The following is a 26660-nucleotide window of genomic DNA, read 5'->3' as shown; positions in this document are numbered from 1 at the left end:
CCAAAGACGGCGAACCTGTCCGTTGCCTTGATTCTACTCTCTCTCTCTGGGAGAAAGGCTGGGGGTGAAGACTACTCCGGCTGGGGAAACTCCTGCCAAAGGTTGGTGCGCTGGCGCAAGCTGAGGAACTGTCCGCCGCCGAGGATAAGGTGATCCAAGACCGGGATCTGTAGCAGTTGCCCCGCTTGCAAGAGTTGCCGGGTGAGGGCAAGGTCTTCTGGGCTGGGATCCAAGCTGCCGGAAGGGTGGTTGTGGGCGACGAGGATGCGACTGGCCCCCTGTTTGATGGCGCTGCGGAAAGTCTCCCGCGGATGAGACAGGGTTTCGGTGGCGGTGCCCCGGGTTACAATCTGCTGGCTGAGCAGACGGTGCTTGACATCCAAGTGCAAGACGGCAAAGTGCTCTTGAGATTCCCACATCAAGTCACCACTCAGAGCTATAGCCGCTTGTTCTGGCGACTCAATGGCTGTCCGGTCTGGCGGACGACTCAAAAACACCCGTCGTCCCAGCTCGATGGCGGCCAACACTGTGGCTGCCTTGGCCGGGCCAATGCCTTCGATCTGGATCAGCTCTCCGGCTTCCACCTGGCGCAACTGGGCCAAGGGATCCCCTTGGGCTTCTAACTTTTTCAGGAGCAACTGGGCGAGGCCGACTGCCGAGAGCTTGCCTGGCCCCTGGCCAGTGTTGAGCAAGATGGCCAGCAGCTCGGCGTGGGAGAGGTGCCTTGCCCCTTGGCTGAGCAGCCGCTCGCGGGGACGATCTTGGGCAGGAATATCGCTGATGCGCAGCACGTACTGGCTCATCTGGGGCCTAGGGAGGAGAAGAGGTTTTTTTCAACAGCCAAAAGGGACTGCGGCGCTCGACGACCCGCCAAGATCCCAGAATGGCTGCCTGTTCGCCCTCGGGAGCTGTAAGTTCAGCTACAAAGGGATCCCAGGTAACCAGGTAGTCGGGCGCCTGCCCCTGGGCTTGCCAGTCGGCCAGCTCTTCTGGGCTGGCGGCGTAGGGAACCTGCAGCGGGCTATAAAAATAGGGTACAAAAGAGCGAAAGCCGTACAGGCCCACCGTTCCAGAGAGAGCCGGCTGGGCGTTGTTTTCGGAAGTGGCAAACTGCCGGAAAAAGTGGACGGCTCCTCCCTGGGTGTGTTGCAGCAGGCGGGGGAAGACCCAGCACCAGGCCAGTTGGGCGCTCAGTCCGGTGGCCAAGAGTAGGATCGCCCATCCCCAACTTTTGTGCCGACCCCCGATCCAGGCCAGCCCCCCCAGCACCAAAAGCAAAGCAGGGCCATAGGCGAAGCCGGGCCAATCCACATCGGCTTGCAGATAGCCCAGCGCCAAGCTGTCCGATAGGCTCTGGAAAAGCTCGGGAAGAGGGATCCCCAAAGCTTCCAATCTTTTCTCGGCCACCGACATCAGCAGGATGGGATCCTGGGATCCCAGCCAGGGCAGCAACAGCCACAGGGCCAGCCAAAACAAGCCACTGAGCAGGATCCAGGCACTTTCCCAAAAACTGGGCCCTCTTTTCTCAGCAACCAGGCGCTGCAAGCGCAGGGCAGCAAAGTAGGCCCCAATGGGGTACAGCAGCGAGGTGTAGTGAACCAGCTTGGTTTGCACCAGCAGCGAAAACAGGGCCAGCACCACCCCAAAAGCCACCAACAGCAGAGATTCTGCCCGCCGAGTCAAATCCACCGAGCCCACGCTCCTGGGGATGGGCTGCAGGATCTCGGCCAAAGCCAAAGAACCCCAGGGAAAGCACCCTAGGGCAAAGGCCAACAGATGAAAATAAACCGGGCCGGGATGCCCATCCGAGGTGGTGAGGATGCGCCATTGGTAGCGCCCAAACTCTTCCACCCATTGCGGCCCCCGTTGCACCCCCTCCAACGCCAGCCAAGTGAGGGGAATAGCCACAGCTAGGCTGAGGAAAACCAGGCTCTCCCCCCATCGAAGGGGAGGATCCCGTTGCCAGAGCTTGTAGAGGATCCAGATAGCCAGGGGCAACACCAACCCCACCGGCCCTTTGGCCAACACCGCCAAGCCCAGAGCCAGCGCCCCCACCGCCTTCCAAACCCGACCGGAGCACCCCACCCGACGCGCCTGATCCGCGGCCAACAGGGATCCCAGACCCACCCCCATCCCCAGATTCAACAGCGGGTCGATGAGGCCGGTTTTGTAAAAAAACAAGGGCAGGTAGCCCGTCAGCAGTAGGATCCCCCACAGGCAGCCAAACCCCACCCCACGCAGATGGGATCCCCACCCCACCAATAGCGCCACTGTGATCCCGCCCACCCAGGCATTGGGCAACCGCGCCGCCCATTCGTTCATCCCCAAAACAGCCATGGACAGGGCCTGCAGCCAAAAAAACAGGGGCGGCTTTTCAAAAAAGGGCTCCCCGTTGATCGCCAACGAGAGCGGATCCCCGCTGGCCAGCATCTGCCGCGCCAAGCTGGCGTAGATCAGCTCATCCCAGTCGAACAGATAGGGGATCCCCTGCCCCCATAGGAGCCATAGCCCGGCCAAAAAACCCATCCCCAAGGCCCATCCCAGGGATCCTTTGAAAGGCAAGCAGGCCGGGAACCTAAGCATGGAAGGCCGCCCATCGTTCCACCCGGCCCACATTTTGAGGCGACCGCATCAGCCGCAGCAACTGGGCTGCCAGAGCGGATCCCTCCATCTCCGCCGGAATTTCCACCCCACACCAACGGCTGGAGCTACCCTGCAGGGCAGCTATCCACTCCGGGGCAAGGGATCCCCGCGCCACCCCGATCAATTGCGGCAGAGGCTCCCGACGATACAGCCCAATCCAGCGCAAGCCCAGTTGAAAAGGCCCCGGTCGGAAACGGGGGTTCAAGCGGCCATCCGCCTCAAACTTGCTCAACATCACCTGCAGAGAGCAGATCTGGCGAGTATTGAGCGCAGGAGCCGAAGGCACAAGGCGGGCGCGGAACGTGGCAACCATCTCCGCAAAGGGGATCTGAACGGTCTGCTCTTCTCCCGGCGCAGTGTCGAACGCATAGCCGTAGGCGGGGCTGTCCCAGCCGCCTTGATCCCGCAGTAAGACCTTATACCGCTGCCCATCCCCTCGCAGGCGCAGCTCCAGACCGGCAAACCCCGACAAGTCCAGCGGCGGCTGCCAATTGCGGGTGCGCGTGGAAACAAACCCCCCAAAGTTGGCCGTGGAAACTTGCCCTGTAAACAGAAGCTGCCCCTCCCCCCACTGCAACTGGCTTTGGCTCACCCCTCCCATGACCACATCGTCCAAAATGCCCCAAAACCGATGCAAATCCGGGTTGGGCCGGCGAAAGTCGAACAGCATCCGCTCCGTTTGCCCACTGCTGCGCAATTGCTCCAGATAAGCCTTGGCCGTTGGTGGATCCCCCAAACCCAGGATCACGGTTGCTGTCGCCCAATCTGGCGTATGGCTCACCTCCACGCCCTGCTGCCGCAGCGCCTCCGCCAACCCGTCAGGCAAACCTTCCCCCACTACCCCCACCTGGATAGGAGCCGACTCGGCAAGAGAAGGTAGCACACAATCATCCTCCACGGCCTGGAACCCATTCTGAACCCAACGCCACACCTCCGCCAAAGGCAGGGCCTCATAGTAGGTGAGTGTGTTCCAGAACCGCCCCAGATCCCAAGGCATGAGTCTACCTCGTCTCTTCAGCTAGAAGCCGCAGGAGCCCCGCCTTCTGCCCGCAGGTCGAGGGCCGGGAAGAATCCGAGGAAAATACAATAATCAATATCAATACAATAATAATAACAAGGCCATGACCCAAGTCCTGACCGTTTCCTGCAAGCTCAAGGTGTCTGAGTCGCAAGCCGCAAAATTGGATGCGACCTTGGATGCTTTCCTCCAGGCGTTGAACTGGGTAACCAAAACACACCCGAGAAGGTAGTTAACGCAGTCAAACTCCAATCTCTGTGCTACCACGAAATCCGTGCCTGTTTCGGCTTGTCCAGTAATTTGGCTCAACAGGTCTGCAGACAGACAGCGTCTGCCCGCAAGTGGCACAACAGAAAAACCGCCCGGTCAAAGCGTTGTCGCTACGCGACGCTAACGCGAACAAGGGCGGCTTTGCTACCTATGATGCTCGTCTCTTTTCGTTCCGCGAGAAAGACTGGACGGTGTCGCTGACCACGGTGGAGGGTCGAGAACGCTTTGAGCTGGCAATTGGTCATTACCAGAGAGAACAGTTGGCAGGCTCCAATCCCAAATCGGCCACTCTGGTCAAGCGCAAAGACGGTTCCTACTCCATTCAAATCTGTGTGGAAACGGAGCCGTCCCCACCGCAACGCACGGATAGGGTGCTGGGGGTGGATTTGGGCAGGACGGATATTGCCCATACGTCAGAGGGGGACAACTGGAATGGACAGCAGTTGAACAGCGTCCGAGACCACTACTTGCGGTTGAGGGCGGTACTCCAACGCAAAGCCGGTAAGGGCACACGCAGTTGGCGGCGCAGATGCAGAGAACTGCTGCAACGGCTGTCTGGCAAGGAGAACTGAGACAGTTTCTGGAGTACAAGGCTCTGCGTGCAGGGGTTTCTCTGATTCTTGTTCCGCCTGCCTATACATCCCAAACTTGCCACCGGTGTCTGCACATCCATCCCGACCCTGCGCGATCCTATCGCAGTGAGAAGAAGTTTGAGTGTGAGCATTGTGGATGGGAAGGGAATGCGGACTTGAATGGGGCAAATATGATCGCGCTTTTGGGGGCTGCTGTAAACCAGCCCAGAGGCTAAGCCTACGGCTGGCTTCGCGAACGTGGTTGGCTTGCCAACTACAGGGCTACCGAAAGCCCGCTCTCTATCTATACGTCAGCATGAGTGCGGGAGTATGTCACGTCTCAAGACCAAAATCTGAGGCTTGGCTTTGATCTATGGCCGAGCCATAAGCCATGCCGGGGAGCCAATGAAGAAGACTCTCGGCCACCCCGGCGCTCTGGGCGATCCCAACCCCTATCGCCAACCTGCCCGATCCATGACTCTTAACGCATCAGGGGTGACGCGGCCAATGCTGGCGGCGTTGATCGTATCTTCCTTAAAGGTGCCAAGGCTGGCCACCACCGAGTCGATCTCAGCCCCGGGCAGTACCGGGTACTCATTGTTGCTCTGGGCAAAAATGGCCTGCGCCTCTGGCCCGGAGAGAAACTCCAAAAATTGGATGGCCGCGTCTTTGTTGGGAGCTGTTTTCAGAATGCCGGCCCCGCTGATGTTGACGTGGGTGCCACGATCCTGCTGGTTGGGGAAGAAGACGCCGATTTTCTCGGCTACGGCGCGATCTTCTGGATTGTCGGATTTGATCAAACGCGGCAAATAGTAGGTGTTGGACAAAGCCACGTCTCCCACCCCGGCGGCCACGGCCTTGATCTGATCCGTGTCTCCCCCTTCCGGCGGACGGGCAAAGTTGGCCACCAAGCCCCGGGCCCATTGCTCCGTTTCCGGGATCCCGTGGGCCAAGATGATCGAAGCCGTCAAGGATTGGCTGTAAACGTTGCTGGAGGAGCGGGTGAGCACCTTGCCCCGCCATTTGGGGTTGGCCAAGTCCTCATAGGTGGACAACTCCTTGGGATCCACCTTGTCTTTGTTGTACATGATCACCCGCGCCCGCTTGGTGAGGCCAAACCAGTACCCCTCTGGATCCCGCAGAGACTCGGGAATATTTTTGGAGAGCGTCTCCGACTGGATGGGTTGAAACAAGCCCTCGTTCTGAGCGCGCCACAACCGGGCAACATCCACCGTCATGAAGATGTCGGCGGGGCTGTTGGATCCCTCGCTGCGGATGCGCTGGACGATCTCATCGGCGTTGCCCTGCACCCAATTCACGGTAATGCCCGTTTTCTGCTGGAAAAGTTCGTACAATTTCTCGTCTGTGCCGTAGTGCCGCGAGGTGTAGAGGTTCACTTCCCGATTGGCGCCATGGGCCGGACGCAGAAGAGACCCTGCTGCCAGAGCCGCAGAACCTAGCGTGGCTCCACTGACAAATTGCCGTCGCGATAAGCGCATACCCAACTCCTAAGCTCAAAAACATCTCAAGAGACAGAGCTCGACCGGCCAAGCTGGCCATGCCTCTCTCTGAGAAAAAACCTGAAAGCTACGCCCAAAGGACAAAGGCGGTTCCCGCAAATCTCACTCTGTTGACCCTCATCTTAGGCCAGCTTTATTGAGACTTTTATTCAAGAACCTCGCCTTGGGGCAATGATAGAGGATCTCAAGTACTGGGTCAAGCTCTTAGAAGTTTTTCTCATCTCTCACCCTTTGGGATGGAACTGGCCAACTTCCCCCTGTTCTCGACAGCACTCGAGATGGCCGGCGACCCAGCCGATCTTGCCGATCTTGTTGAGCAATCGGTCTGTGGCCGGAGCCCCGCGGAGCAGTATTGACAACACCCGCAAAAGCTGGAAGGGCTTCGGGTATAACGGGAGCAGGGTAGATGACAGAGCTATAGTGAGCTCCCTTTCGAGATCGCCTCATGCACAGGTGCAAGAGAATAGCAGGGATCCGGGCGTCTCTATCCTTGTCTGCGGCTACAACGACTTAGTGGAGCTCACTCTCCAGGCCCTAGAGGCTTTTGGACAGCGGGCTGTGGTGGTGGCTCCCGGCCCACGGCCCTATCCGAAAGAGGACTGGGAATACCTGCAGGGGGATCCGCGACAGCCGGAGGTGTTACGGCAAGCTGGGATCGAGCGGGTCAAGGTGGCGCTGCTGCTGGAGGACGATGACCAAGCCAACTTTGAGCTGGCTTTGCTGATTCGAGATCTCAACCCACAGGTGCGCGTCGTCTCGCGTCTGTTCAACCACAGCCTTGCCCGCTATCTCGACTCGGTTTTGCCGCAGCATTTTTCCCTATCGGTGGCGGCTTTGGCTGCCCCGGCTTTTGCCCTCAAGGCCGTTTCCGACGAATTTGTTGGCTACTTTGAGCTGCCCCAGTTGGAAGCCCAGCCGGCCACACTCCCGCCAGAGCTGGCAGATCCGGCTTATTTCGTCTCAGACCAAGAGACCAGCCTCTGGAACGTGGTAGAGCTGACCATCGGATACAACTCCCGCCTGCTGCATATGCCCCTCTCGGAGCTGGAGGAAACTTTTGGGGCGCGGGTGCTGTTTCATTACCCGGTGGATGGGCTTTCTAACTTTTCCAAACAGCGAGTTTTCGACGACTTTGACCACGAGGCAGAGCTGCTGGAGGGGGATCGCATTTTGGTCATTTGCAACCCCAGAGCCTACCTGCAACTGCTGGAACGCAACGGGCGACGGGGCTCCTCACGGGCGCAGCGCTGGGCCAGCGAACAGGTGCAGGATAAGCGACAACAACGGCAAGGCAGGTTGCTGGGGCAGGGATCCCTCGTGTCTTGGCTGCACAGGGGAGTGCAGGGACTCCTGCAGGTCAAGCCCATCGTGCGCACCCTCACCTTCACCCTGGGGGCCATGTTGGTGCTGGGGGTGATCAATTTCAGGATGATCGGCAAACCCGTCTTCGATGGGCTGTTGCTGACGATTGTGGTGCTGACAGGGGGCTACGGGGATATCGAGGCTTTTCAACAGCCGGAAACGCCGCTGGGGGCGAAGGTGCTGGCGGTGATGATGACCTTGGTGGGGGCCGCCCTGGTGGGGTTGATTTACGGCTTGGTGACCGACAAATTGGTGAGCAGTCGCTTTGGCTTGGGCCAGGCTGCCCGCATGCCCAAACAAGACCATGTGGTGATAGCGGGGTTGGGGCGGCTGAGCTATTTGGTGCTGCAGTTGTTGCGGCAGATGGGCTATGAGGTGGTGGCTGTGGATCCTCATACCGAGAACCCTCTGCTGGAGGCGGCGGAACGGGAGGGGGCAGTGGTGATTCGTGGGGATTATGCCCTGGCAAGCACGCTGCAACAGGCTCGCATTCAGGGCAGCCGCTGCCTAATCTGCACCACCCCTGACGATCTCACCAACCTGGAGACGGCCCTGACGTCCCACAGCCTGCAACCGGGGATCCGCACCATTTTGCGGGTTACCGATCCCGAATTGGCCGCTCGGATGCAGCGCCACATGCAGACGCTGGGGATCAGCTACAGTGCTACCGGGTTGGGGGCACGGGCTTTTGCCACCGCAGCACTGGTGGGATCCGTCTACGGCACCCTGGCTTGGCAGGGGGAAACTCTGCTGGTGACGCTGCTGGAGGTCTCGGCCGATTGCCACTACCTGGGGCTATCCTTGCGCCAACTGGCCCAGGACTATGACCTGGTGATCTTGCTGCATCGCTCCCGACCGGGGAAACCCTGTGTTTTTCCCAAGATCTGGCAAAAAGAGGGCAAGACCCCGTTGAAAGAAGGCGATCAACTCTATGTGATGGGAACGGTGGGATCCCTGATTCGCCTGACCCAAGGACGGCCTCTTCCCCCAGAGCTGTATCAAGTGCGCCTTTTGGAGTGTCGCAACCCCTATTTTGAAGATGAGATCCTTTCAGCTTTATCGTTCTACGCACGCCTGCCCAAGACGGCCCTGAAACCCCTATTGGGCTGTCTGCCGGCGGTGGTGAGCCCACCCCTTCCCCGTGACAAGGCAATCAAGTTAGCCCGCCAACTGCGCAAAATGAGCACTGAAGTGCAGGTGTTTGCCCAGGCGCAGCCTGCCCATTGGATCCCTGCAGCCATGAACGAAAACAGCGAGAGTAATCTGAATTGATTTGGACACTGTTCTATTTATTGGTCTATTCTGCACTCCGTAGTCCAAAACATCTCGTTATGGGCAGTTGGACATTTAGGAGATAGGCTTTTCGGCTGCAAGTCGCACAAAGCGATTTTGGTTGTAGAGCTGCTGAGCCACCACTGCGAAACCCACCCTCTCCAGCAACCACACCAGGTCTTCGGCGCTGAAGCGATTGTGCTCGTAGAAGTGGGTAAACTGATCCAGCAGCGTTTCCAAAGGGGTATCGGGCTGGAAGAGTTGGGCCTCTGTATCGGCATCGAAGTAGAGGCTGAGCGGGGCGCGCACCCAATCCACCAGCAAAAATCGCCCCCCCGGCTTGAGTAGACGCAACACCTCCTGCAACAAGCGCAAGGGCTGCACCATCTCGTGCAACACCACCACTGCCTGAGCTGCATCGATGCTGTTGGCCGCAAGCGGCAAGTGAGGGTCGTGCAGGTCGGCCTGCAGCAGCTGGATTCCAGGGATCCCTTTCAAATCTGCCGCCGCTCGCTCCAACATGTAGGGCATCACATCCACCCCGATGAAGTGTCCTCCGGGATAGCGTTGCGCCCACTGACCCAGAGCAAACCCCGGCCCGGTTCCCAGATCCAACAAGCGCGGTGCAGGAGGCAGACAGGGCTCGATGTGCATCTGCCAGAACTGCCAAAACGCTTCGTTAAAGCGCCCAGGAGCTGTTGCCAGCATGCGCTCGCAGAAGCTGGGGCCACGGTGGTGCTGGTAGAGAAGCTGAAAGGTATCGAGGCCGGTCTGGGGCATGGCTGAAGATTGTTGAGAAAATTGCTAGAGGGATCACCAGAATTCGCTGATGGGCTGAAAAGAGCATCGGGGGATCCCCAAAAGTAAGGCCTAATGTCGGCCTAACGAGCCGTGGGAGCGCTGGAAAAGTTGGCAATGCCGGTCTCCAGGTCGCTAAAGCAGGTCAATACCTTTTCCATAGAGGTGAGGTTGAGGACGAGGGCCACATTTTCCGGCACGCAACAGAGGCTAATGTTGCCCCCAGCAGCACGGCACTTGCGCAAAGCAGAGATCAACACCCCCAGCCCAGAGCTGTCCATAAAAGTGACCGACGACATATCGATCAACATATTGGTGTAACCGAAATCTATAACTTGCTGGAGCAACTGCCGAGCTTCTGAAGCAGCCTTGGCATCAAAACGACCCTCCAGCGGCACAATCGCCAGTTTTTGCCCTTGCGGAGTTTCAGCAGTACGGATGCGCAGCTTGAAATCCATCGTTTCCAGTGAAGACCTCATGCCCCACCTTAACACCATCCGCTACCGCCCACCAGGAAATCTTGTGAAGATCCCCAGGGACAGCGCGGCTCCCTCCAAAAACATCTGCCCTCTCGCCCCCAGCTCCTCTCCCAACAAGCCAGAGGGAAGCCGTGTAAACCCATGAAGTAAGAGCCGCCCCAGAGCTTAGCAGGAACTCCATCCCCCGCAGGGAAGGGATCCGGCCTCGGCCACAAATTCCGCATCTTAGGCGGATCTACCTACAGCATAGGTTGCAGGGTTAAAGCCTCCGAGTCTATGGAGGGAAGGGACATGTGCAAACGGGGACGGTGCATAGAGAGCAACTGGGCCAGCCGCTTGCGCAGCTCGGTGCGGGGCACAATCGCGTCGATCAGCCCTTGGGCCAGCAGGTACTCGGCGGTTTGGAAGCCTTCTGGCAGCTTGCCCTTGCCGATGGTTTGCTCGATTACGTTGGGCCCGGCAAACCCCACCTGCGCGCCCGGCTCGGCCAGGATCAAATCTCCCAGCATGGCAAAGCTGGCAGTTACCCCGCCATAGGTGGGATGGGTGAGCACGGAGATGAACAATTGTCTGGCGTCGCGGTGCCTTTGTAGGGCGGCTGAGGTCTTGGCCATCTGCATCAGGCTGAGGATCCCTTCCTGCATGCGGGCCCCCCCCGAAGCCGAAAAGAGGATCAAGGGCAGGTGATCGCAGGTGGCCCGTTCCGTGAGGCGGGCGATCTTCTCTCCCACCACCGAGCCCATGCTGCCGCCCATGAAGCGAAAGTCCATCACTCCAATCGCCACCGGGATCCCTTCCAGGCTTCCCAACCCTGTCAGGACGGCATCCTTGAGCTGGGTGCGCTCCTGGTAGGTGGCCAAGCGCTCGGAGTAGGGCTTTTGGTCGAAAAAGTGCAGGGGATCCGTGGGAGCCAGGTGTTCGTCCAGGGGCTGCCAGGATCCGGGATCCAAAAGCTGTTCCAGACGCTCTGGGGCTGTAATGCGGTGGTGATGCCCACAGCTAGGGCAGACTTGCCAGTTTTGCTGCAGATCCTTGGTGTAGGTCAGGGTGTCACAGGCAGGACACTTTTGCCAGAGGCCATCGGCAATTTCTCTCACCTGACGCTCTTTGTCGAAGGGGCTGCTACCTGTCAGGTTTAGAGAGGTTTGTCTGCGCCGTTCCGCAAACCAATCCAGTAGAGACATAGCTGTTGAAACACCTTTTCTGGCCAGGGATGTTGAGAGCCCTGCCGGTGAGCTGCGAAACACATCTCAACGTTCTCAAGCTATCAAAGAATCGCCCGACTGAAAATAGAGACAACAGCAAGCGATGGAGACTCGGTGGCAGGTGCTGACCACAGGGGATGGATCCCTGACCTTTTTCTCGGAAGAGTTTGGACAGGCTTTTCACAACGTCAGTGGTGCCGCCCAGGAGGCTTTGGAGAAGTTTGTCCGCCCTTGCCGGCTGGATCGGCTGCCGTTGGAACGGGATCCCGCCCAGCCCATTCGCCTTTTGGATATTTGCTTTGGCTTGGGCTACAACTCCGGCCTTGCCCTAGAAACCATTTGGCAAATCCGGCCCCACTGTTCTGTAGAAGTAATCGGCCTAGAGCGATCCCCGGAAGTGCCTCGCCAGGCTTGGCAGGCGGGGGTGGGATCCACCTGGAGCTTTGGGCAAGAATGGCAACACTGGATTGAACAGGGATCCTGGCAATCGGAGCGCTGGCGCGGAACGCTGCTGTGGGGCGATGCCCGGCAAACGGTGTTGCAGGTGCCGCTGGGGTGGGCAGATGCGGTGTTTTTGGATCCCTTCTCCCCTTCGGTTTGCCCAGAGCTGTGGACGGTGGATTTCCTGCGGGCCGTGGCTGAACGGATGCGACCAACCGGCATTTTGGCCACCTATTCCTGTGCAGCGGCGGTGCGAGCGGCTCTGTTGGAAGCAGGGCTTTTCATCGGCTCTACCCCCCCGGTAGGTCGTCCTTGGCCGGGGACAGTGGCCTCGCCCCAACCTGACCACCTGCCGCCTCTTTCCCCCATGGAGTGGGAGCACCTGAAAACTCGCGCTGCCGTGCCCTACCGGGATCCCACCTTGAAAGGAGATAGAGCGCAAATCCGGCTGCAACGCCAACGGGAACAGCAGGGATCCCCTTTGGAGCCCACTTCCGCTTGGAAACGCCGCTGGCCTGTGCAAGCCTAGAGAGTGGCGTTGCCGGAGTTCAGATCTGGACAACTTTTCCCAGGATTGCTGCCCGAGTGTATCCAAGACACCTGCGCTATTCCCGTACCCTTACGCAAGCCACCATTTCTTGACAAAGTTAAGCTAGGATGAAACTTTTCTGCTGTGAATGCCATGTCCTCTGAGGAGTCCCTCCCGCTGACGCGAGCAACCTCTGCCGGTACGCTGATCGCCCTTTGTGCTGAACAGCACCGCGTCATCCTGCAGTTTTTGACTCGCCTGTCTCGAGCGCCGGAGTTGGATCTGGAGCAGCGACGCCTCTGTGTACAAAGGTTGCGACAGCGCCTCTCCCGCCACATTCAACTGGAGCGCCATGTTCTCTACCCCCTGCTCAGGTCGGCTCTCCAGGCGGATCCCCACCTCAGCGCCCAAACTGAGCGGCTGGAGCAACATCTGCGGGATCAGATCCCGGAGCTGACGCGCTTTTTGCACCAATCAGAGCGCACCCCGCAGCAGGTGGATCCTTCTGCTGCCCTTCACTTCTATCGGCAATTGCGGGCTCAGTTTGATCAGGAGGAGAAAATCTTGCATCCCCTCTTTGCCCAGCATGTTTCTCCCGAAGCAGAGCAGCAGCAGTTGCGTCTGTTCCGCAAACGCCTGCAAGCCAGCGCTGCTTCCAATCGCTCTGCACATAGCCGTCGCGTTGCTTTGAATGAGCTGGAACGGCAGGCGATAACCCGCCCTGTCTTGCCCAACGAGCGCTTCTGGTCGCTGCAGGGCAACACTGTGCAAATGTCCGCTCCCTAGCCAACGACGGTCTTGTTGTTGGAGGCTAGTGGTGGTATTTTTGCTGCAATCGGCTCCCTGACCCCAAAACCATGCAGCCCTGGGATCCCGAAACCTACGTCGATCAAATGGCCCAACTGCTGCAACTGCCCCTGCATCCTGAACACCGAGCAGGGGTGATCGAAAATTTTGCCCGCTTTCTGCCCATTGCTCAACAGGTGCTGGAGTTCCCGTTGCCGCCGATAGTTGAGCCAGATCCCACCTTTGACTCGCAAGTATGACCGGCGATCCCCATCTTCTCGGCAGCGCCGACGCGGTCTCCATTGCCAGGGCTGTCCGCCAGGGATCCGTGAGTGCCCAAGCGGTGGTGGCCGCCTGTCTGGAGCGGATTCGCCGGCGGGATCCCCAGCTCAATGCCTTCACAGCCGTGCTGGAGGAATCGGCTCTGCAAGCAGCGGAGCAGGTGGATCGACAGGTGGCTCAAGGGATCCCGGTGGGCCCGCTGGCAGGGGTGCCCTTTGCCGTCAAGAACTTGTTTGACGTGGCCGGCCTCACCACCCTAGCTGGCTCAGTAATCAACCGCGAGAACCCCCCGGCCATCCAAGATGCAACAGTGGTGGCTCGTCTCAAGCAGGCAGGGGCGATCTTGGTGGGCACCCTCAATATGGACGAGTATGCCTATGGCTTCGTCACCGAAAACAGCCACTACGGCCCCACCCACAACCCCCACGATCTCAACCGCAGTGCGGGGGGATCCTCTGGCGGCTCGGCAGCAGCGGTGGCAGGAGGTTTGGTGCCCCTTGCCCTGGGCAGCGACACCAACGGCTCGATTCGGGTACCGGCCTCTTTGTGTGGCGTCTACGGCCTCAAGCCCACCTATGGCCGTCTGTCGCGGGCAGGGGTGGCTCTGTTTGCCGCCAGCTTCGACCACGTGGGCCCCTTGGCCCGTTCGGTGGCCGATATTGCCCTCAGCTTCGATGTTATGCAAGGGCCGGATCCCCAAGATCCCGTCTGTACCCGGCGTCCTGTGGATCCCACCTTTGGGCAGTTGGGGCAGGGGATCGAAGGCTTGCGCATCGCGGTGGCGGATGATTACTTTGCCCGAGGGGCAGAGCTCCCCATCTTGGCCGGAGTAGAAAAAGTGGCCCAAGCCCTGGGGGCCCGCCAGACTGTGCGGATCCCGGAAGCCCAGCGCGCCCGCGCCGCCGCCTACCTGATCACGGCTGCCGAGGGAGCCAACCTGCACCTGCCCAACCTGCGAACTCGCCCCCACGACTTCGATCCGGCCACCCGGGATCGCTTTTTGGCCGGAGCTTTGCTGCCCGCCAGTTGGATCTTGCAGGCACAGCGCTTTCGCCGCTGGTACCGCCAGCAGGTGCAGACCATTTTTCAGGAGATCGATCTGTTCATTGCCCCCACCACCCCCTGCTCTGCCCCCTTACTTGGCCAAGAGAAGATGGTGATCGATGGGGTAGAAGTTCTCACCCGGCCCAACCTCGGCCTCTACACCCAGCCCCTCTCGTTTATCGGTCTGCCGGTGCTTTCGCTGCCGTTGCGCGAGAGTGGATCCCTGCCTTTTGGCGTACAACTGGTGGCCGCCCCCTACCAAGAAGCCAAGTTGCTGCGGGCAGCCGCCTATTTGGAGAAGCTAGGGATCCCCAATGCGCAGCCGGTTTGAGCCATGAAGAGCCCTACTTTTGCAGCACATCTAGCGCTAGAGCTCGTGGGCATCTTCTCATGAACACTAAATATGTAGATGAACCGGTTGTGTGGTCAAGACAAGATTTCAATTGCTTTTGAGGAGCCGCTTTAGTCTCTGTGTAGCCTGTGGGTAACGTCTGAAGCTGTATTGGGGCAGAATCTTTGGCCTTGGCTCGCAAGAGAGATTGGGGCACCGGATATTAAAGTAAAATTAAGCTCCCAGTTGTTGTATCAAATGCCTCCTTCTCCAGGCTTGGCCAATAGAATGAACAGCATAAAATAGACACGGCACCCCCACCTGGACTCTATAACCCTATGGATCATCCTGATTCTGTGGCTCGGCGCTACATGAAACTGTGCGAGGCCTATCTCTCTCTCAACGAAGCCTTCGACAAATTGGATCAGTCCCACAGCCACCTACAGCGCCACTTCAAACGACTCCTTGGCTATTTCAGTGCTGCCCAACAAGCTCTGGTTCAACTGCCGCTCTTGCAACAGCGGATTGAGCAGAGCGACCGCTGGATGAACTCCTTGCGAGAAGAACTGCAAGCCAAAGAAGCCCGGCTTGGCGAGCTAATCGCCAACTACGATCAAGTCTGTGGCGAGCTGGACTCCACCAAAGCAGAACTGTTGAGCGCTCAAGCGCTGATTGAGAAACTTGAAGCGGAAAATGCTCAGGTTTTGGAACGCTTGAGTCGGCTTACCAACGTGGAAGAGGAAATGGCAAACTTGGCGGAACAGCTAGCCCAAGCGAACGAAGCTCGTCAGCAGATGGAAGTTCGAAATCGCGAGCTAGAGCGAGCTTTGGGAGACCGGGATCAGCACATTTACAGCCTGCAGGAGCGATTGGCCCAATTGGAGCAAGAGATGGCCTTCTTGAAAGCTCAGCGGGATGAGGCCCAGCAGGCTGCACAACTGGCTATGTCTCGCGCGGAGCAGGCGGAAGTCGGGCTGAAGGCGCAAACCGAACAAGTTCAGACTTTACGAAATAAGCTCCATCAAGCCGAACAGCAACTGGCCATGGTAACCCTGAACGAGCTGGAGCTCCTGCTCGGCCATGACTCGATGAACCTCTTGCAAGAAGCGGAGCAGGCTGCGGAAGTAGATGCCCAGGTGCTGGCAAGCGTACCGGCCTCTCTGGCCGAGGCAGAACGCATCCTGCTGGAGATCGACCAGTTCATTTTGGCCTGCTCGGAGCCCATGAAGTCGCAGGCTGCCTGACCGGTATCGACTTATCGACTCTCCTAAAAACCCATCAGACGGGCAACAGCGGACAGCTCAGGGACAACGCCGGTGTGGATGGGGGTGGATCCCTGGTGGGTAGCCGTGTCGGGATCCTTGAGGCCATGGCCCGTCAGCACACACACCACCTGTGCCCCGGCAGGCACCTGCTCTCGCCATTTCAGCAATCCTGCCACCGAGGCTGCACTGGCCGGCTCGCAAAAGATCCCTTCCTCTGCGGCCAGGAGACGATAGGCCGCCAGAATTTCCTCATCGGTGACGCTATCCACCTGGCCGCCGCTCACCTGCACTGCCGCCTTGGCCTTCACCCAACTGGCAGGGTTGCCGATGCGAATGGCTGTGGCCACCGTCTCTGGGTGTTCCACCACCCGGTTTAACACCATGGGAGCAGCACCGGCAGCCTCGAAGCCGTAGAGACGAGGGCGACGGGTAGCCTTGCCCTGCTGGCGATACTGGCAAAACCCCATCCAGTAGGCGGTGATGTTGCCCGCGTTGCCCACCGGGATACAGAGCCAATCGGGGGCATCCCCCAAAGCATCCACCACCTCGAAGGCGGCGGTTTTTTGCCCTTCTAAGCGGAAGCGGTTAACCGAGTTCACCAAAGCCACTGGGTAGGTTTCCGCCAGTTGCCGCACCATGGCCAGCGCTTGGTCGAAGTTGCCCTGAATGGCGATGATCTCCGCCCCATACATCAGGGTTTGGGCCAGTTTGCCCTTGGCCACATAGCCATCTGGGATCAGCACATAGGCCCGCAGACCCCCTTTGGCTGCAAAGGCAGCGGCAGCCGCCGAGGTGTTGCCGGTACTGGCGCAGATCACGGCCTCTGCTCCGGCCTCTTTGGCCTTGGACACCGCCATCGTCATACCCCGATCCTTAAAACTACCGGTGGGGTTGAGGCCCTCCAGCTTCAGGTAAACTTGGCAGTCTCGCCCCAGCCGTTGGCTCAAAGCCGGGGAAGGCACCAGGGGCGTGTTGCCCTCATGTAGCGTGACCACAGGCGTGCTAGCGCTGACGGGGAGCCATTCCCGATAGTGCTGGATCAGGCCGGGCCAAAGCCCCACTTGCGCGCGGGATCCGGCCATACGAGGGGGATGGGTGGGATTTAGGGTCGCCATGCCGCAGAGAACACCGAGGCCAATCTAAAGACCAGCTTTCTCACTGTAGCGGTTCGTGGAGCGGTTCGTATCAACCTCGCGCAGTGGCGGCAGAAACACCCTCTCGATCCCCTCTCTCAGAGGCTTGGGAGCGGGAGAGCCGCAGGGCGTAGGGCCAGAGCCTGCACCAGAGAGCGCAGCTTCAGACGAATCTCGGCCAGCTCCTGCTCTGGGTTGGAGTCGGCCACAATCCCGGCACCGGCATACAGACGGGCTCGATCCCCCCGAATCAGGGCGGAGCGGATCCCCACCACAAACTCGCCATTGCCCTGTAAATCTACCCAGCCCAAAGGAGCAGCATAGCTAGAGCGATCAAAGGGTTCCAACCGCTCCAGCCACTGCAGCGCCGCCTGCTGGGGATACCCTCCCACTGCCGCCGTCGGGTGGAGCTGGGCCAGCAGGTCGAACAGATGCACATCGGCGGGGAGCTCGGCCTCGATCAAAGTTTGCAGATGCTGGATGTTGGCCAAACGGAGCAGCCGAGGCTGAGGGGAAATGCAGGGATCCATCCCCAACCGACTCAGAGCCTCCCGGATCGAGCGCACCACCCACTGGTGTTCGCGGCGGTCTTTGGGGCTGCGGAGCAGCTCCTCGGCCAACTGGCGATCCTGGACAGGGGTGGCGCCGCGGGCGGCGGAGCCGGCTAAGGCATCGATCTGCACCCGGCCTTGCCACACGGAAAGCAAGCGCTCCGGAGTGGCCCCCAAGAAAACCTGGGGAGAGATCCCCTCTTGGGTCAGAGGGAGAGGACTGGCCGGCGAACTCCCCCGCCTGTCTGCCCCCAGGGACTCCGTCCGAGTAGCGCGAGCGGCGAAGGCAAAGATGCTGCAATCGGGATGATGCTTTTCCAGATAAGCCAGCAGAGGCGGGATCGATGGCGAGGCAGGCAAGTGCAGATCCACAGCCTCTGCCAGCACCACCTTTTCTAAGAATCCCGCCCGAATCGCCTGCAGGGCTTTTTGGATGCGCCCCAAGAGGGCAGCTTCCTCCACCTCCACCGGCACGGGAGCTTGCAATTCCCACAAGGGCAAGGGGGATCGAGAAAGGCGCTCCATTTGGGCAAAAAAGGCGGTGATCTGCCCGGCCAAAGCTGCTAGGTCACTTTCGGGAGCAATTTCCAGATTGAGCCGCGCTACCGTCAGGGATCCCCAGGAGCCTGGCACCTGCAACAGTTGCCAACGTGGCAGCACCAGCGCTGCCCCCCCTTTGCTCCTGGGGCTGAAACTGAGGCGACAGAAACACAGAGGGCGTTCCTGCCGGCTGCCTGGGGATCCCCCCACCTCAGAGGGCTCCATTCTGCCGACGCAAGCGGTATGGACATGGGGCTGCAGCTCTTCCACAAAAATCCGCGCCGCCTGCAAGCCCCCTTCTCCCGAGAGATCGACCCGCCGCAGGGATCCCCACCCCAGCACCCGCACCCTTTCCCCGCGGGCCTTGTGGGAGAAATAACAGTAGCTCGGGAATCGGTTCGTGGGGAGAGAACCCAGCTTCTGGGCCAGCACCGCCAGCGGATCCAGCTCTGGGATGGGCTGGGACAAGCTGAGGATTTGGGGCACGCCCCGCGCCCGCGCCATCTGTTGGCAGGCGGTTAGGAAGGGATCCCAGTGGCGCCGATCCCTCGCCTCGTCCGTCCAGGTAGAAGTGCGAGTCGGCGGCCATGCTCTCGGCCACTCCAGGCACTCAAGCGTACCGTGGGCATTCCAAGGGGAAAGAGAAGAGGTCATGCGCAAGAAAAAGAAGACGATCCCACCTTGGCCGAAAACAGGACACCCGTCGATGGAGACCGGCAGAAGATGACTTTAGGATAAGAGATTAGGAGAAGGGCCGGCAGCCTGAGCTTCTGGGGGCCAGATCTGAGGAGCTTCTTCACGGACTGCAAAGTTTCTTAGCATCCTGGGGGATGCTTTCTCAGGCGCTCTACCCTACAGAGCAGATGGTTGTAGACAGATCCAGAGACAGGCCCCAGAGCAGGCTTGCTTCCCAAGGAGAACTCCCATGAATCCAGATGTCGGCCAAGTGCAGCCACCAGCAGAGGTCGCATGGAGCAACCGCTCTCGCCGGCAATTGTGGATGGCTGCCCTCAAGCCCCCCATGTACAGTGTGGCGATCATGCCCATCTGGGTGGGATCCGCCATTGCCTACGCCCAGTCAGGGGTGCTGGACTTGGGGGTTTTGGGGGTGTTTTTGGGAGCCGCCATCTGCATCTTGGCCTGGGTCAACCTCAGCAACGACGTGTTCGATGCCCAGACAGGGGTGGACAAAAACAAACTCCACTCGCTGGTCAACCTGACGGGCAAGCCGGGGCAGGTGTTTTGGGTGGGGAATGCCTTTTTGGCTCTGGGGCTGCTGGGGATCCTGTGGCTGAGCTGGCGGCAATCGGATCCCACGGTGCTGCTGTTGGTGCTGCTGGCCTGCGGGCTGGGCTATGCCTACCAGGGGCCGCCCCTGCGCCTGGGCTATAAGGGCCTGGGCGAGATCCTCTGCTTTTTCAGCTTTGGGCCGCTGGCGGTTTTGGCCGCCCACTACAGCCAAAGCCAGACCTGGTCGCTGCCGGGGTTGGCAGCCTCACTGGTGGTGGGAATGGCGACCAGCTTGATTTTGTTTTGTTCCCATTTCCATCAAGTGCAGGATGACCTAGCCTGCGGCAAGCGCTCGCCGGTGGCCCGCCTGGGGACTTTGCGCTCGGCCCGCCTCATCCCCTGGCTCTGCGGCAGCCTTTTTGGCCTGATGCTGCTGTTTGTGGGGCTGGGGATCTTTCCAGCTTGGACCCTGCTGAGTTTGGCCGGGATCCCGTTTGCGGTGCGGCTCTCCCGCCTGCTGGGTACCTATCACGATCAGCCGCAGCGGATTAGCCATTCCAAGTTCATTGCCGTCGGCCTCCACTTTTGGCTGGGGCTGTTTCTGGGGCTAGGGTTCATCCTCAGCCGCTATGGCTGAAGGCTGAAAAGTCGGCTTAAGGCTAGGTGTGCGAGGGATCCCCCCGGTGCAGCCGGCAAAATGGGATAAGCTACAGCCTAGAGTGCTAGCTCAGAGCGTTGGCTCCAAGGGGAGTGGTCAGTTCGGGTCGAGGTGAGGCGGCAGCGAAAACAGGATGCGGCGATTCTTCAATTCCAACCTGGGGGTGGCGCTGTTGGGGAGCAGCATCTTGGCTGCTTTGGTGGGCTGGGCCTTGTTGATCGACATCGAAGAAGTGAAGGTGGAGTCTCCTCCCCCCGACCAGCCCCTCTCGGTCAGCCGCAGGGTAGATATCTTGGGTCGTCGGGGAGGCCATCAGCGGTGGCGACTGATCGCCGAGCAGGTGGATCTGGCAGCCGGGCAACAGGTATTTGAGCAGGGGGCGCACGGCTACTTCTACGGAGAAAGCGCCGACCGACAGGAAGGGGTGCCGGATCCCTTTTTTGATAGCAGCGAGCAGATGACTTGGCGGGCCAAGCGAGCCCGCTACAATGCCACCGCCGACGAGCTGTATTTGGATGGCGAGGTGGAGGTGAGGAGCGACGATGGCAGCTTGCTCTTGACCAGCGCCCTGAGAGTCACCCCCGAAGAACGCATCGAGGTGCCCGCGGAGTTCACCCTCAAAGGCTGGGAAATGGTGTTGCAGGGCCGCTCTGGCTCGTTTAACTTTCAATTTGCCCTTCTCAGCGCTCAGCAGGGCAAGCTGGTGGTGCTGCGCACCGACAGCCCGGCAGCCGCCCCCCCGACCGATCCCGCCAGCGCTTCCCAGTGGGTGGCCAGTGCTGCAGCGGATCCCGCTTCCATCACCATCACCGCCGACCAGATCACCTACGACCGCACCCAACAAGTGGCTCAGGGGAAAGGGAACCTGCGCATTCGCGAACGTGGCATCGAAATTCGCGCTCCCCAGGGCACCTACCTGCGGCAACAGGCCCAAAGCATTCTCTCCGGCGGCGTGGTGTTACAGGAGGTGGCCGGCGACAGCAGCCGGGATCCCTTATTGGCCGATCTGCGCTTGGCCCAGGCCTCTCCCGGCCCGGAGGCGACCCCAGACCAACAGGATCAAGAAGTCACCATCATTGCCGACCGCCTCACGTACGACCGCAACACACAAATTGCCCAAGGGGAAGGCAACCTGGAGATCCGCCAGGGGGAAACCATCATCCAGGCGGCCCAGGGCACCTACCGCCGCCGCGAATCCCAAAGTCTGTTGACGGGAGGAGTTACCCTGGAAGAACCCGGACGGGTGCTCACCTCCGCCCGCCTGGAGGGCAACCACCGCGACAAGATCTTCCTCTTTGAAGACAACGTCCTCTACCGGCAGATGGCTGCCTCTACCCCCACGCCCGGCGGGGGATCCCTGACGGAAGAACTGCGCCAAGCCGAAACCGAAGTGCGGGCTGCCCGCCTGGTTTACAACTCCCGCACCGGTACTTCCGAGTTTAGCGATGCCGTCGAGTTTATCCAGCGGGGACGTAGGGCCAAGGCCAACCAAGCCACCATCACCCCTGAAAAGGTGGAGCTGCGGGGAGAGGTGGTGATCGAGCAGATCGAAGGGGAGTGGCTGGCGCGGCGGCTACAAAACCCGGAGACCCAGGCCGATGTGGATCAGCCGACGGTGATCTACGCCGACCGGGTGGAGATCGACCAAGCCAGCGGCGATGCCCGCTTCTTTGGCAATGTGGTTATTGTGCAGGCCAACCGCGCCATCGAAGGGGATCGCGCCGATTACTTTGACCGAGAACAAATTTTCAAAATCAGCGCCGAACAGGCTCCTGTGGTGCTCTGCGATCGGGGAGAGGTCGGCCGCCTTCCCGGGGAGAGCACCCAAGCTCTGCCGGGCCGCAACGCGCTGGATCAGATGTGCCGGGGTGCCAATCGCCTCAGTGGCAAGCTGGTTACCCTGAACATAAAACAAGATGAATACACCGTCGAAGGGGACGGGCAACAGCAGGGCATGTTTCAGTTTCGCATCACCGACGCCCTCTGATGGGATCCCCCCTCGGGGAGCCATCTGTGGTTTTTGATCGTCCAGGTTTGGCTGAGGTTGTGATCCGAGGTGATGTCATGACGGCTCCACTCGCCGAGGGCAAACTGCGCAGAACCCCTGCTCAAGCGGGCAGCTTTTGGGGATCCCTGAGATTGGGAGCTGCCTTTTTGGAGTTTTATCTCTTCAAAGAGATGATCCGCCCCTTCTTTCTGGGGGTGGCCGGGGGCACGGTGCTGATGCTGGGCAACCAGCTGTTTATCTACACCGATCTGCTGGTGAAAAAGGGCGCCCCTCCCCTGACCATTTTGCACATTCTCCTCCTCAATTTGCCCGCCATTTTGGTGGTCACCTTTCCCATTGCCGGCCTCTTTGCCACCTTGCTCACCCTGGGCAAAATGGGAGCCGATAGCGAGATCATCGCCCTGCGCGCTGCTGGGATCCCCTATCGCAAAGTGTTTATCCCCGTGCTCTGTATTGGCCTGCTGATCAGCGGCTTGGCGCTGTTGACCAATGAAGTGATTGTGCCGGAAACCAACCAAAAGGTGAAAATCCTGAACAAGAACCTCATCTTGGCTCAAGATGCTCTTTTGTTTAATCCAGAAGAGATCGTGCGGGTGGATGATGATCTCTGGTTTCATGTCGGATCGATTGACCCGAAGACCGGCTTGATGCAGGATTTGTTGATCCTGGATCGCAAAGCTGAGACCGGCCACCTGCGCTATCCGCAGGTGATCTCCGCTCAAACCGCGCAGCAGGTGGGCCAATCGTGGCAACTGCGAGATGTGGTGATCCGCCGTTATGACGAGCAGGGGCGCACCTACTATGAAGGCCAGGTGGAAGAAATGCAGCTCAACATCGTCAACAAACTGGTGGGCCTGGTGTACGCGGAAAAGGTGCCCCAAGAGCAACGGGCGGGGGAGCTGTGGGAGCAGTGCCAGCGATATCGAGCGGAGCAACGTCCTTCTGCCGATGTGGCTCGCTGCCTGACGGAATACCACCTCAAGTTCGCCATTCCTTTGGCCAGCTTTTTCGCCATCTTGGTGGCTGCCCCCTTGGGCCTGCAAACGGTGCGGCAAACGGGGCGCTACGGCGGCGTGGCGCTAGCGATTGTTCTGGTGTTTATTTACTATGTACTGATGAGCCTGGGACGAGCGATGGGTCGAGTTGAGCACATCGATCCCTGGCTGGCTGCCTGGTTGCCGAATATGATTTTCGGTGGGGTGGGCTTCTCTTTACTGTGGCGGTTTTTACGGTGAAATCCTGCAACTTCCCCCCTGACTTCAGCCCTTGGGCAAAGTGGTTGGCTCTTTGCTGGGGCGGCTCCCTGTGGTTGGGGACGGGGGAGGCCGTCTTCGCCCAGTTGGACCCCCTGCCCACTGTTGGCGTCGGCAGGACGGAGTTCTCTCTGGAGGGCTACCAGCGCTTTCGGTCAGCGCAAACACTTGCTCAGCGCCTGCAACTGGCCCGCCGGGCTTCCAGTCCAGAACCGATTGCTCCTACCGATGGAGATCCCATTACCCTGGTTGAGGCGCAATCCTCCCCGCCGGCGGCTGCTTCTCCCCTGCCTGCTACGGCCTTGACTGCGGCAACCCCACCCCCTACGGCCCCGGTTTCAGACTTTGGATCCCCTCCCCTTGCCAACTCTCCTGAAAAGCCCCTCACGCCAGAAGAACTGAACCGACAGCGGCTACAACGGCTGTTGGCCGAAGGGGCAGCAGCCCATGCTCGGCGACAGGCGCAGCAGGCCCAGGCAACACCTTCTCCCCAACCCCCTTCACCGGCGACGCCCACCGCGGCAGTTCCCACCCTGGACTCCCTTCGACTTTCCCAGCCCATGACTTCTCAGGCTGAGGCCCTGCGGGTGGAAGAGCAACCCTGGCTGCGCCCCACCAAGGACTCCGTCCCGCTAACGCGATCGGAATCCAATGGCGAAAACCGGGCTACGGCCCAACTGCAAGGTGGAGCCGGTTCAGAGGCAAGGTTAAATCGGATCCCAGCTTCGACGGTTCCTCCCTTGATCTCCCAAGCCGGTGGGAGCTTGGATTTGGGCGGTGTCCTGTTGGCAGAGGCCACCCCTGGGTCGGGGCTGACGGGATCCCCCATGGCCACTCAAAGGGGCAGGGAAGCCTTTGTCCCCACTGCGGGCTCACCCCTGGCTCCTCAACTGCTGGAGCAGTTCCCCCTTTTGCGGGATCTGGGCACCGGGGCAGATGCCGTCTCGGCGACAGGGAACGTTAGCCAGGGATCCCAGATTCGCCAGCAGCTCTCGGCCACCGCGCAGCGGCAAATTCCCCTTGACCCGGATCAAATCAACGTCAGCGGGGATGTGCTCAGCTACATCGCCGAACAAGACCTGGGCATTGCCGAGGGGAACGCCTTGATCCAACTGGCCGACGGCACCCGCATCACCGGCGACCGGCTGCTGTTTTATCGGCGGGAGCGACGCCTGCGCAGCGAGGGCCCTTTTCGCATGGAGCAGCCCCCTGGCCCCCAAGGGCGCGGGATCCGGCAAATCGAAGGGCGAAATTTGGATCTGGATATCCCCGGTCGCACCGCCCAATTTGAGAGCTCGCTGGTCATTCTGCCGGGGGAGGAGCCGGGCACCAAGGTCTTTGTGCGCAGCCAAGAGACCACCGCCATTTTGGGGGATCAGATCTTTTTCGAGAAAGCCACCGTCACCACCTCGCCAGAGCCACCCATCACCCACTACGTGCAAGGGGATCGGGTGGAGGTGTTTCCCGATGACCGGGTGATCGTCTACGACGCCCGCGTGTTTGCCGGCGGCGAGCTGACAGAAGCAGGGGATCTGCGGGCGGGCCTTCAGATCGCCTATTTCCCCCTGTTCATCTACAGCCTGCGAGATCACCAATGGGTGCTGCCGGGGCGCAGCGAGACAGAGGGGGTGTTTGTCAAATCCAGTTGGGCCTACCGCTTCGACGAATACAACTTCGGCGGCCTGCGGCTGGATGCCATCCAGAAAAAAGGGGTGGGCATTGGTTTCTTGCATGACTACATCCTGCCCATCCCGGACAGCGTCAACTACGGGCGAGCCCAGTTTTACTTGGTTACCGAAGCCGACCAACAGCGCTTCTCCAGCCGTTTCCGCATCGACCACAACTTCGACTTTTACGCTGCCAACCTCTTTGGGCAGGAAGGCCAACTGCGGGGACAGCTCAACCTCAACCTGGACAACACCTACCGTCCTGCCGGCGGTCGCAACGACAACGCCGATCTCCGCCTCAACGCCACCTTTCAGGGGGATCTCTCCACCACCACCCTCAACATCAGCCGCACCGGATCCCAGGAGCGGGGCATCTACAGCTTCCCCCTCACCCTCAGCCACACTCAGCGCTACGGGGGCGTGCATTGGCTGCAATCGAATCTGCGCTTGGACTACAACCAGCGGGTGAGCGTCAAAGATGGCCCCGACTTTGCCGATGCGCGGTTGACGCTGGGCACTCAACTGACCCCACCCGGTTGGGGAGGTACCTATCGCCTGGCCTACCGTGCCTACAGCAGTTCCAATGGCGACAACGAGCCGCGTCGCAACTTCGAGCTGGCCTTTAACCCCGACCTCATTCGCATCACGCCCGATATTGCCCTCAGCAGCGCCCTCACCCTGACTCAAGAGCAACAGCCGGATCAAGAGGTGGGGGCAGGTCTCCACTTTTTCAATCGCTACGAGCTGCGCTCCAGCCTCCAGTTCAACGATATTCAACCGGCTCCCTGGATCACCTTCATGCCAGGTTCTATCGATTACACCCAAGTTCTCTACTCCACTCCTGACCAGGAGTCTACCGTCAGCCTCAACCCTCGCCTCAGTCTCAGACCTGCCGACTGGAATACCATCGACCTGCGCTACAGCCGCACCTTCTACGGCAACAATTCTGTGCCCTTCCAAACCCTCTCCACCAGCCCTAAAGATGTGGATCGCATCAATGCCAACATCAGCTTCTTTACGCCCCGCGATCCCCTACCCGATGTGCCCCCAGGCTACATTGCCTTTGAAGATGACCTGCCCGGCGAGCTGCCGATAGCCCTGACCTTCCCCGACGATACCCCGGAGGATTTGGCAGCGATTGCCTCCCGCAACTTGCAGGAGCTGCAGGCAGAGGTGAAAAACCTGGTGCGCCTGGACACCAGCCTTGGCTACGACTTCATCACCCAGAAGTGGGATACCCTCAACGCCAACTTCACCTGGAGCACCGCCCCTGATCTGTTCAACATTCAGTTGCAGACGGCCTACGACCTGAACCAGGGACAGCTCCAACCCGTTCGTCTGGAATATCGGGGACGCAGCAGCACCACATTTAACCGGGATCAACGCTCCGGCCTGGATGTGTATGAGCCGGGGATCAGCTATGCGCTGCAGGCGGTTTACGATCCCCGGTTGGGCCAGATCTCTACCTATGGTCTGGAGCTGGATGCCACCCTCGGCACGCGATGGCAAAATCACTGGCGGCTGCGCTTGGGCCTGACGGAAGAAGGGATCCGCCGGGTGGAAGTTCGCCGTGACCTGCGGGATTTTGAGCTGCGCCTGGCCTACGATCCGGTAGCCGAGTCGCTGCGCCTGGAAGGGATCCTGGTGGCTTTCCCCAGTCGCCCGGTGGGCCTCACCCAAGAGCGGGGAGATTTTCAACTGACCTCTCCCATCACCTCTCCTATCGGCACCTTTTTGCTCCGCGGCGCCGACGCGACCGGCTGGGATGGCCTCAGGCCCTGATCCCCGCTTCCCTGGGAAGGC

The 26660-nt window shown here is 60.0% G+C and carries 19 protein-coding genes and 1 pseudogene; 11 read left to right on the top strand and 9 right to left on the bottom strand.

Going from position 1 to position 26660, the window contains the following annotated elements:
- Positions 1 to 71 precede the first annotated feature (71 nt).
- Genes radC through ACVWVQ_RS08645 form a run of 3 tightly spaced genes read right to left on the bottom strand, consistent with a single transcriptional unit; the run spans position 72 to position 3640 of the window.
- Positions 72 to 803: a RadC family protein gene (gene radC / locus ACVWVQ_RS08655; RefSeq protein ID WP_457507974.1), complete on the bottom strand. Its 732-nt coding sequence runs from the start codon at positions 801 to 803 to the stop codon at positions 72 to 74.
- 7 nt (positions 804 to 810) lie between these two features.
- Positions 811 to 2583: an ArnT family glycosyltransferase gene (locus ACVWVQ_RS08650; protein WP_457507972.1), complete on the bottom strand. Its 1773-nt coding sequence runs from the start codon at positions 2581 to 2583 to the stop codon at positions 811 to 813.
- Complete coding sequence (locus ACVWVQ_RS08645; RefSeq protein WP_457507970.1) at positions 2576 to 3640, bottom strand: CIA30 family protein; 1065 nt, start codon at positions 3638 to 3640, stop codon at positions 2576 to 2578. The genes ACVWVQ_RS08650 and ACVWVQ_RS08645 overlap by 8 nt, the downstream gene beginning before the upstream one ends.
- Positions 3641 to 3764: 124 nt before the next feature.
- On the opposite strand from ACVWVQ_RS08645, the pseudogene ACVWVQ_RS08640 reads away from it, so the two are divergent.
- A pseudogene (locus ACVWVQ_RS08640) lies at positions 3765 to 4873 on the top strand (RNA-guided endonuclease InsQ/TnpB family protein).
- Positions 4874 to 4955: 82 nt separating this feature from the next.
- Here the strand turns inward: ACVWVQ_RS08640 and ACVWVQ_RS08635 are convergent.
- Positions 4956 to 6002 carry a Fe(3+) ABC transporter substrate-binding protein gene (locus ACVWVQ_RS08635; RefSeq protein WP_457507968.1) on the bottom strand — a complete coding sequence of 349 codons (1047 nt, stop codon included), beginning with the start codon at positions 6000 to 6002 and terminating at the stop codon, positions 4956 to 4958.
- A 474-nt stretch (positions 6003 to 6476) separates the two neighbouring features.
- On the opposite strand from ACVWVQ_RS08635, the gene ACVWVQ_RS08630 reads away from it, so the two are divergent.
- Positions 6477 to 8657: an NAD-binding protein gene (locus tag ACVWVQ_RS08630; RefSeq protein WP_457507966.1), complete on the top strand. Its 2181-nt coding sequence runs from the start codon at positions 6477 to 6479 to the stop codon at positions 8655 to 8657.
- A 75-nt stretch (positions 8658 to 8732) separates the two neighbouring features.
- Here ACVWVQ_RS08630 and ACVWVQ_RS08625 read toward each other — a convergent pair whose 3' ends face one another.
- The 3 genes from ACVWVQ_RS08625 to accD all read right to left on the bottom strand — a co-directional run bounded on the left by ACVWVQ_RS08625 (position 8733) and on the right by accD (position 11118).
- Positions 8733 to 9437 (bottom strand): class I SAM-dependent methyltransferase, encoded by a 705-nt coding sequence (locus tag ACVWVQ_RS08625; protein WP_457507964.1) that lies wholly within the window; start codon positions 9435 to 9437, stop codon positions 8733 to 8735.
- Between the two features lie 101 nt (positions 9438 to 9538).
- Positions 9539 to 9934: an STAS domain-containing protein gene (locus ACVWVQ_RS08620; protein ID WP_457507962.1), complete on the bottom strand. Its 396-nt coding sequence runs from the start codon at positions 9932 to 9934 to the stop codon at positions 9539 to 9541.
- A gap of 239 nt (positions 9935 to 10173) precedes the next feature.
- On the bottom strand, positions 10174 to 11118 hold the full coding sequence (gene accD / locus ACVWVQ_RS08615; RefSeq protein ID WP_414344447.1) for an acetyl-CoA carboxylase, carboxyltransferase subunit beta: 945 nt from the start codon (positions 11116 to 11118) through the stop codon (positions 10174 to 10176).
- Positions 11119 to 11242: 124 nt separating this feature from the next.
- On the opposite strand from accD, the gene ACVWVQ_RS08610 reads away from it, so the two are divergent.
- From ACVWVQ_RS08610 to ACVWVQ_RS08590, 5 genes are all read left to right on the top strand, one after another.
- Positions 11243 to 12109, top strand: coding sequence for a tRNA (5-methylaminomethyl-2-thiouridine)(34)-methyltransferase MnmD (locus tag ACVWVQ_RS08610; protein ID WP_414355468.1), 867 nt, complete (start codon positions 11243 to 11245; stop codon positions 12107 to 12109).
- 153 nt (positions 12110 to 12262) lie between these two features.
- The gene (locus ACVWVQ_RS08605; RefSeq protein ID WP_457507959.1) at positions 12263 to 12895 is read left to right on the top strand and encodes a hemerythrin domain-containing protein; all 633 of its coding nucleotides are present in this window, start codon (positions 12263 to 12265) and stop codon (positions 12893 to 12895) included.
- Between the two features lie 71 nt (positions 12896 to 12966).
- Positions 12967 to 13155 carry a DUF4089 domain-containing protein gene (locus tag ACVWVQ_RS08600; protein ID WP_457507958.1) on the top strand — a complete coding sequence of 63 codons (189 nt, stop codon included), beginning with the start codon at positions 12967 to 12969 and terminating at the stop codon, positions 13153 to 13155.
- Entirely contained in the window at positions 13152 to 14552 is a 1401-nt protein-coding gene (locus ACVWVQ_RS08595; protein ID WP_414409002.1) for an AtzE family amidohydrolase, read from the top strand. Before ACVWVQ_RS08600 ends, ACVWVQ_RS08595 begins: the two co-directional genes overlap by 4 nt.
- 338 nt (positions 14553 to 14890) lie before the next feature.
- Positions 14891 to 15796, top strand: a complete 906-nt coding sequence (locus ACVWVQ_RS08590) for a coiled-coil domain-containing protein (RefSeq protein ID WP_414355472.1) — start codon at positions 14891 to 14893, stop codon at positions 15794 to 15796.
- A gap of 23 nt (positions 15797 to 15819) precedes the next feature.
- Here the strand turns inward: ACVWVQ_RS08590 and thrC are convergent, their stop codons facing one another.
- Both thrC and ACVWVQ_RS08580 read right to left on the bottom strand, forming a co-directional pair.
- Positions 15820 to 16899, bottom strand: coding sequence for a threonine synthase (thrC, locus tag ACVWVQ_RS08585; protein WP_414355507.1), 1080 nt, complete (start codon positions 16897 to 16899; stop codon positions 15820 to 15822).
- 149 nt (positions 16900 to 17048) lie between these two features.
- Entirely contained in the window at positions 17049 to 18695 is a 1647-nt protein-coding gene (locus ACVWVQ_RS08580) for an isochorismate synthase (protein ID WP_457507955.1), read from the bottom strand.
- A 271-nt stretch (positions 18696 to 18966) separates the two neighbouring features.
- On the opposite strand from ACVWVQ_RS08580, the gene menA reads away from it, so the two are divergent.
- The 4 genes from menA to ACVWVQ_RS08560 all read left to right on the top strand — a co-directional run bounded on the left by menA (position 18967) and on the right by ACVWVQ_RS08560 (position 26639).
- A complete protein-coding gene (menA, locus tag ACVWVQ_RS08575; RefSeq protein WP_457507953.1) occupies positions 18967 to 19908 on the top strand; it encodes a 2-carboxy-1,4-naphthoquinone phytyltransferase in 942 nt (313 codons plus the stop codon).
- Positions 19909 to 20062: 154 nt separating this feature from the next.
- Positions 20063 to 21916 (top strand): LptA/OstA family protein, encoded by a 1854-nt coding sequence (locus ACVWVQ_RS08570; RefSeq protein ID WP_457507951.1) that lies wholly within the window; start codon positions 20063 to 20065, stop codon positions 21914 to 21916.
- A gap of 77 nt (positions 21917 to 21993) precedes the next feature.
- Positions 21994 to 23172, top strand: coding sequence for an LptF/LptG family permease (locus ACVWVQ_RS08565; protein WP_457507949.1), 1179 nt, complete (start codon positions 21994 to 21996; stop codon positions 23170 to 23172).
- The gene (locus ACVWVQ_RS08560; RefSeq protein WP_457507947.1) at positions 23154 to 26639 is read left to right on the top strand and encodes a hypothetical protein; all 3486 of its coding nucleotides are present in this window, start codon (positions 23154 to 23156) and stop codon (positions 26637 to 26639) included. Before ACVWVQ_RS08565 ends, ACVWVQ_RS08560 begins: the two co-directional genes overlap by 19 nt.
- The last annotated feature ends 21 nt before the right edge of the window (positions 26640 to 26660 follow it).

The organism is Thermostichus sp. MS-CIW-36, assembly GCF_054059035.1.
Note: the sequence above shows the minus strand (reverse complement) of the source record. Positions and strands in the feature narration are given on the sequence as shown.

Coding starts and splice junctions, on each gene's coding strand:
- radC (WP_457507974.1), bottom strand. CDS start 803: ATGAGCCAGTACGTGCTGCGCATCAGCGATATTCCTGCCCAAGATCGT.
- ACVWVQ_RS08650 (WP_457507972.1), bottom strand. CDS start 2,583: ATGCTTAGGTTCCCGGCCTGCTTGCCTTTCAAAGGATCCCTGGGATGG.
- ACVWVQ_RS08645 (WP_457507970.1), bottom strand. CDS start 3,640: ATGCCTTGGGATCTGGGGCGGTTCTGGAACACACTCACCTACTATGAG.
- ACVWVQ_RS08635 (WP_457507968.1), bottom strand. CDS start 6,002: ATGCGCTTATCGCGACGGCAATTTGTCAGTGGAGCCACGCTAGGTTCT.
- ACVWVQ_RS08625 (WP_457507964.1), bottom strand. CDS start 9,437: ATGCCCCAGACCGGCCTCGATACCTTTCAGCTTCTCTACCAGCACCAC.
- ACVWVQ_RS08620 (WP_457507962.1), bottom strand. CDS start 9,934: ATGAGGTCTTCACTGGAAACGATGGATTTCAAGCTGCGCATCCGTACT.
- accD (WP_414344447.1), bottom strand. CDS start 11,118: ATGTCTCTACTGGATTGGTTTGCGGAACGGCGCAGACAAACCTCTCTA.
- ACVWVQ_RS08610 (WP_414355468.1), top strand. CDS start 11,243: ATGGAGACTCGGTGGCAGGTGCTGACCACAGGGGATGGATCCCTGACC.
- ACVWVQ_RS08605 (WP_457507959.1), top strand. CDS start 12,263: ATGTCCTCTGAGGAGTCCCTCCCGCTGACGCGAGCAACCTCTGCCGGT.
- ACVWVQ_RS08600 (WP_457507958.1), top strand. CDS start 12,967: ATGCAGCCCTGGGATCCCGAAACCTACGTCGATCAAATGGCCCAACTG.
- ACVWVQ_RS08595 (WP_414409002.1), top strand. CDS start 13,152: ATGACCGGCGATCCCCATCTTCTCGGCAGCGCCGACGCGGTCTCCATT.
- ACVWVQ_RS08590 (WP_414355472.1), top strand. CDS start 14,891: ATGGATCATCCTGATTCTGTGGCTCGGCGCTACATGAAACTGTGCGAG.
- thrC (WP_414355507.1), bottom strand. CDS start 16,899: ATGGCCGGATCCCGCGCGCAAGTGGGGCTTTGGCCCGGCCTGATCCAG.
- ACVWVQ_RS08580 (WP_457507955.1), bottom strand. CDS start 18,695: ATGACCTCTTCTCTTTCCCCTTGGAATGCCCACGGTACGCTTGAGTGC.
- menA (WP_457507953.1), top strand. CDS start 18,967: ATGAATCCAGATGTCGGCCAAGTGCAGCCACCAGCAGAGGTCGCATGG.
- ACVWVQ_RS08570 (WP_457507951.1), top strand. CDS start 20,063: ATGCGGCGATTCTTCAATTCCAACCTGGGGGTGGCGCTGTTGGGGAGC.
- ACVWVQ_RS08565 (WP_457507949.1), top strand. CDS start 21,994: ATGACGGCTCCACTCGCCGAGGGCAAACTGCGCAGAACCCCTGCTCAA.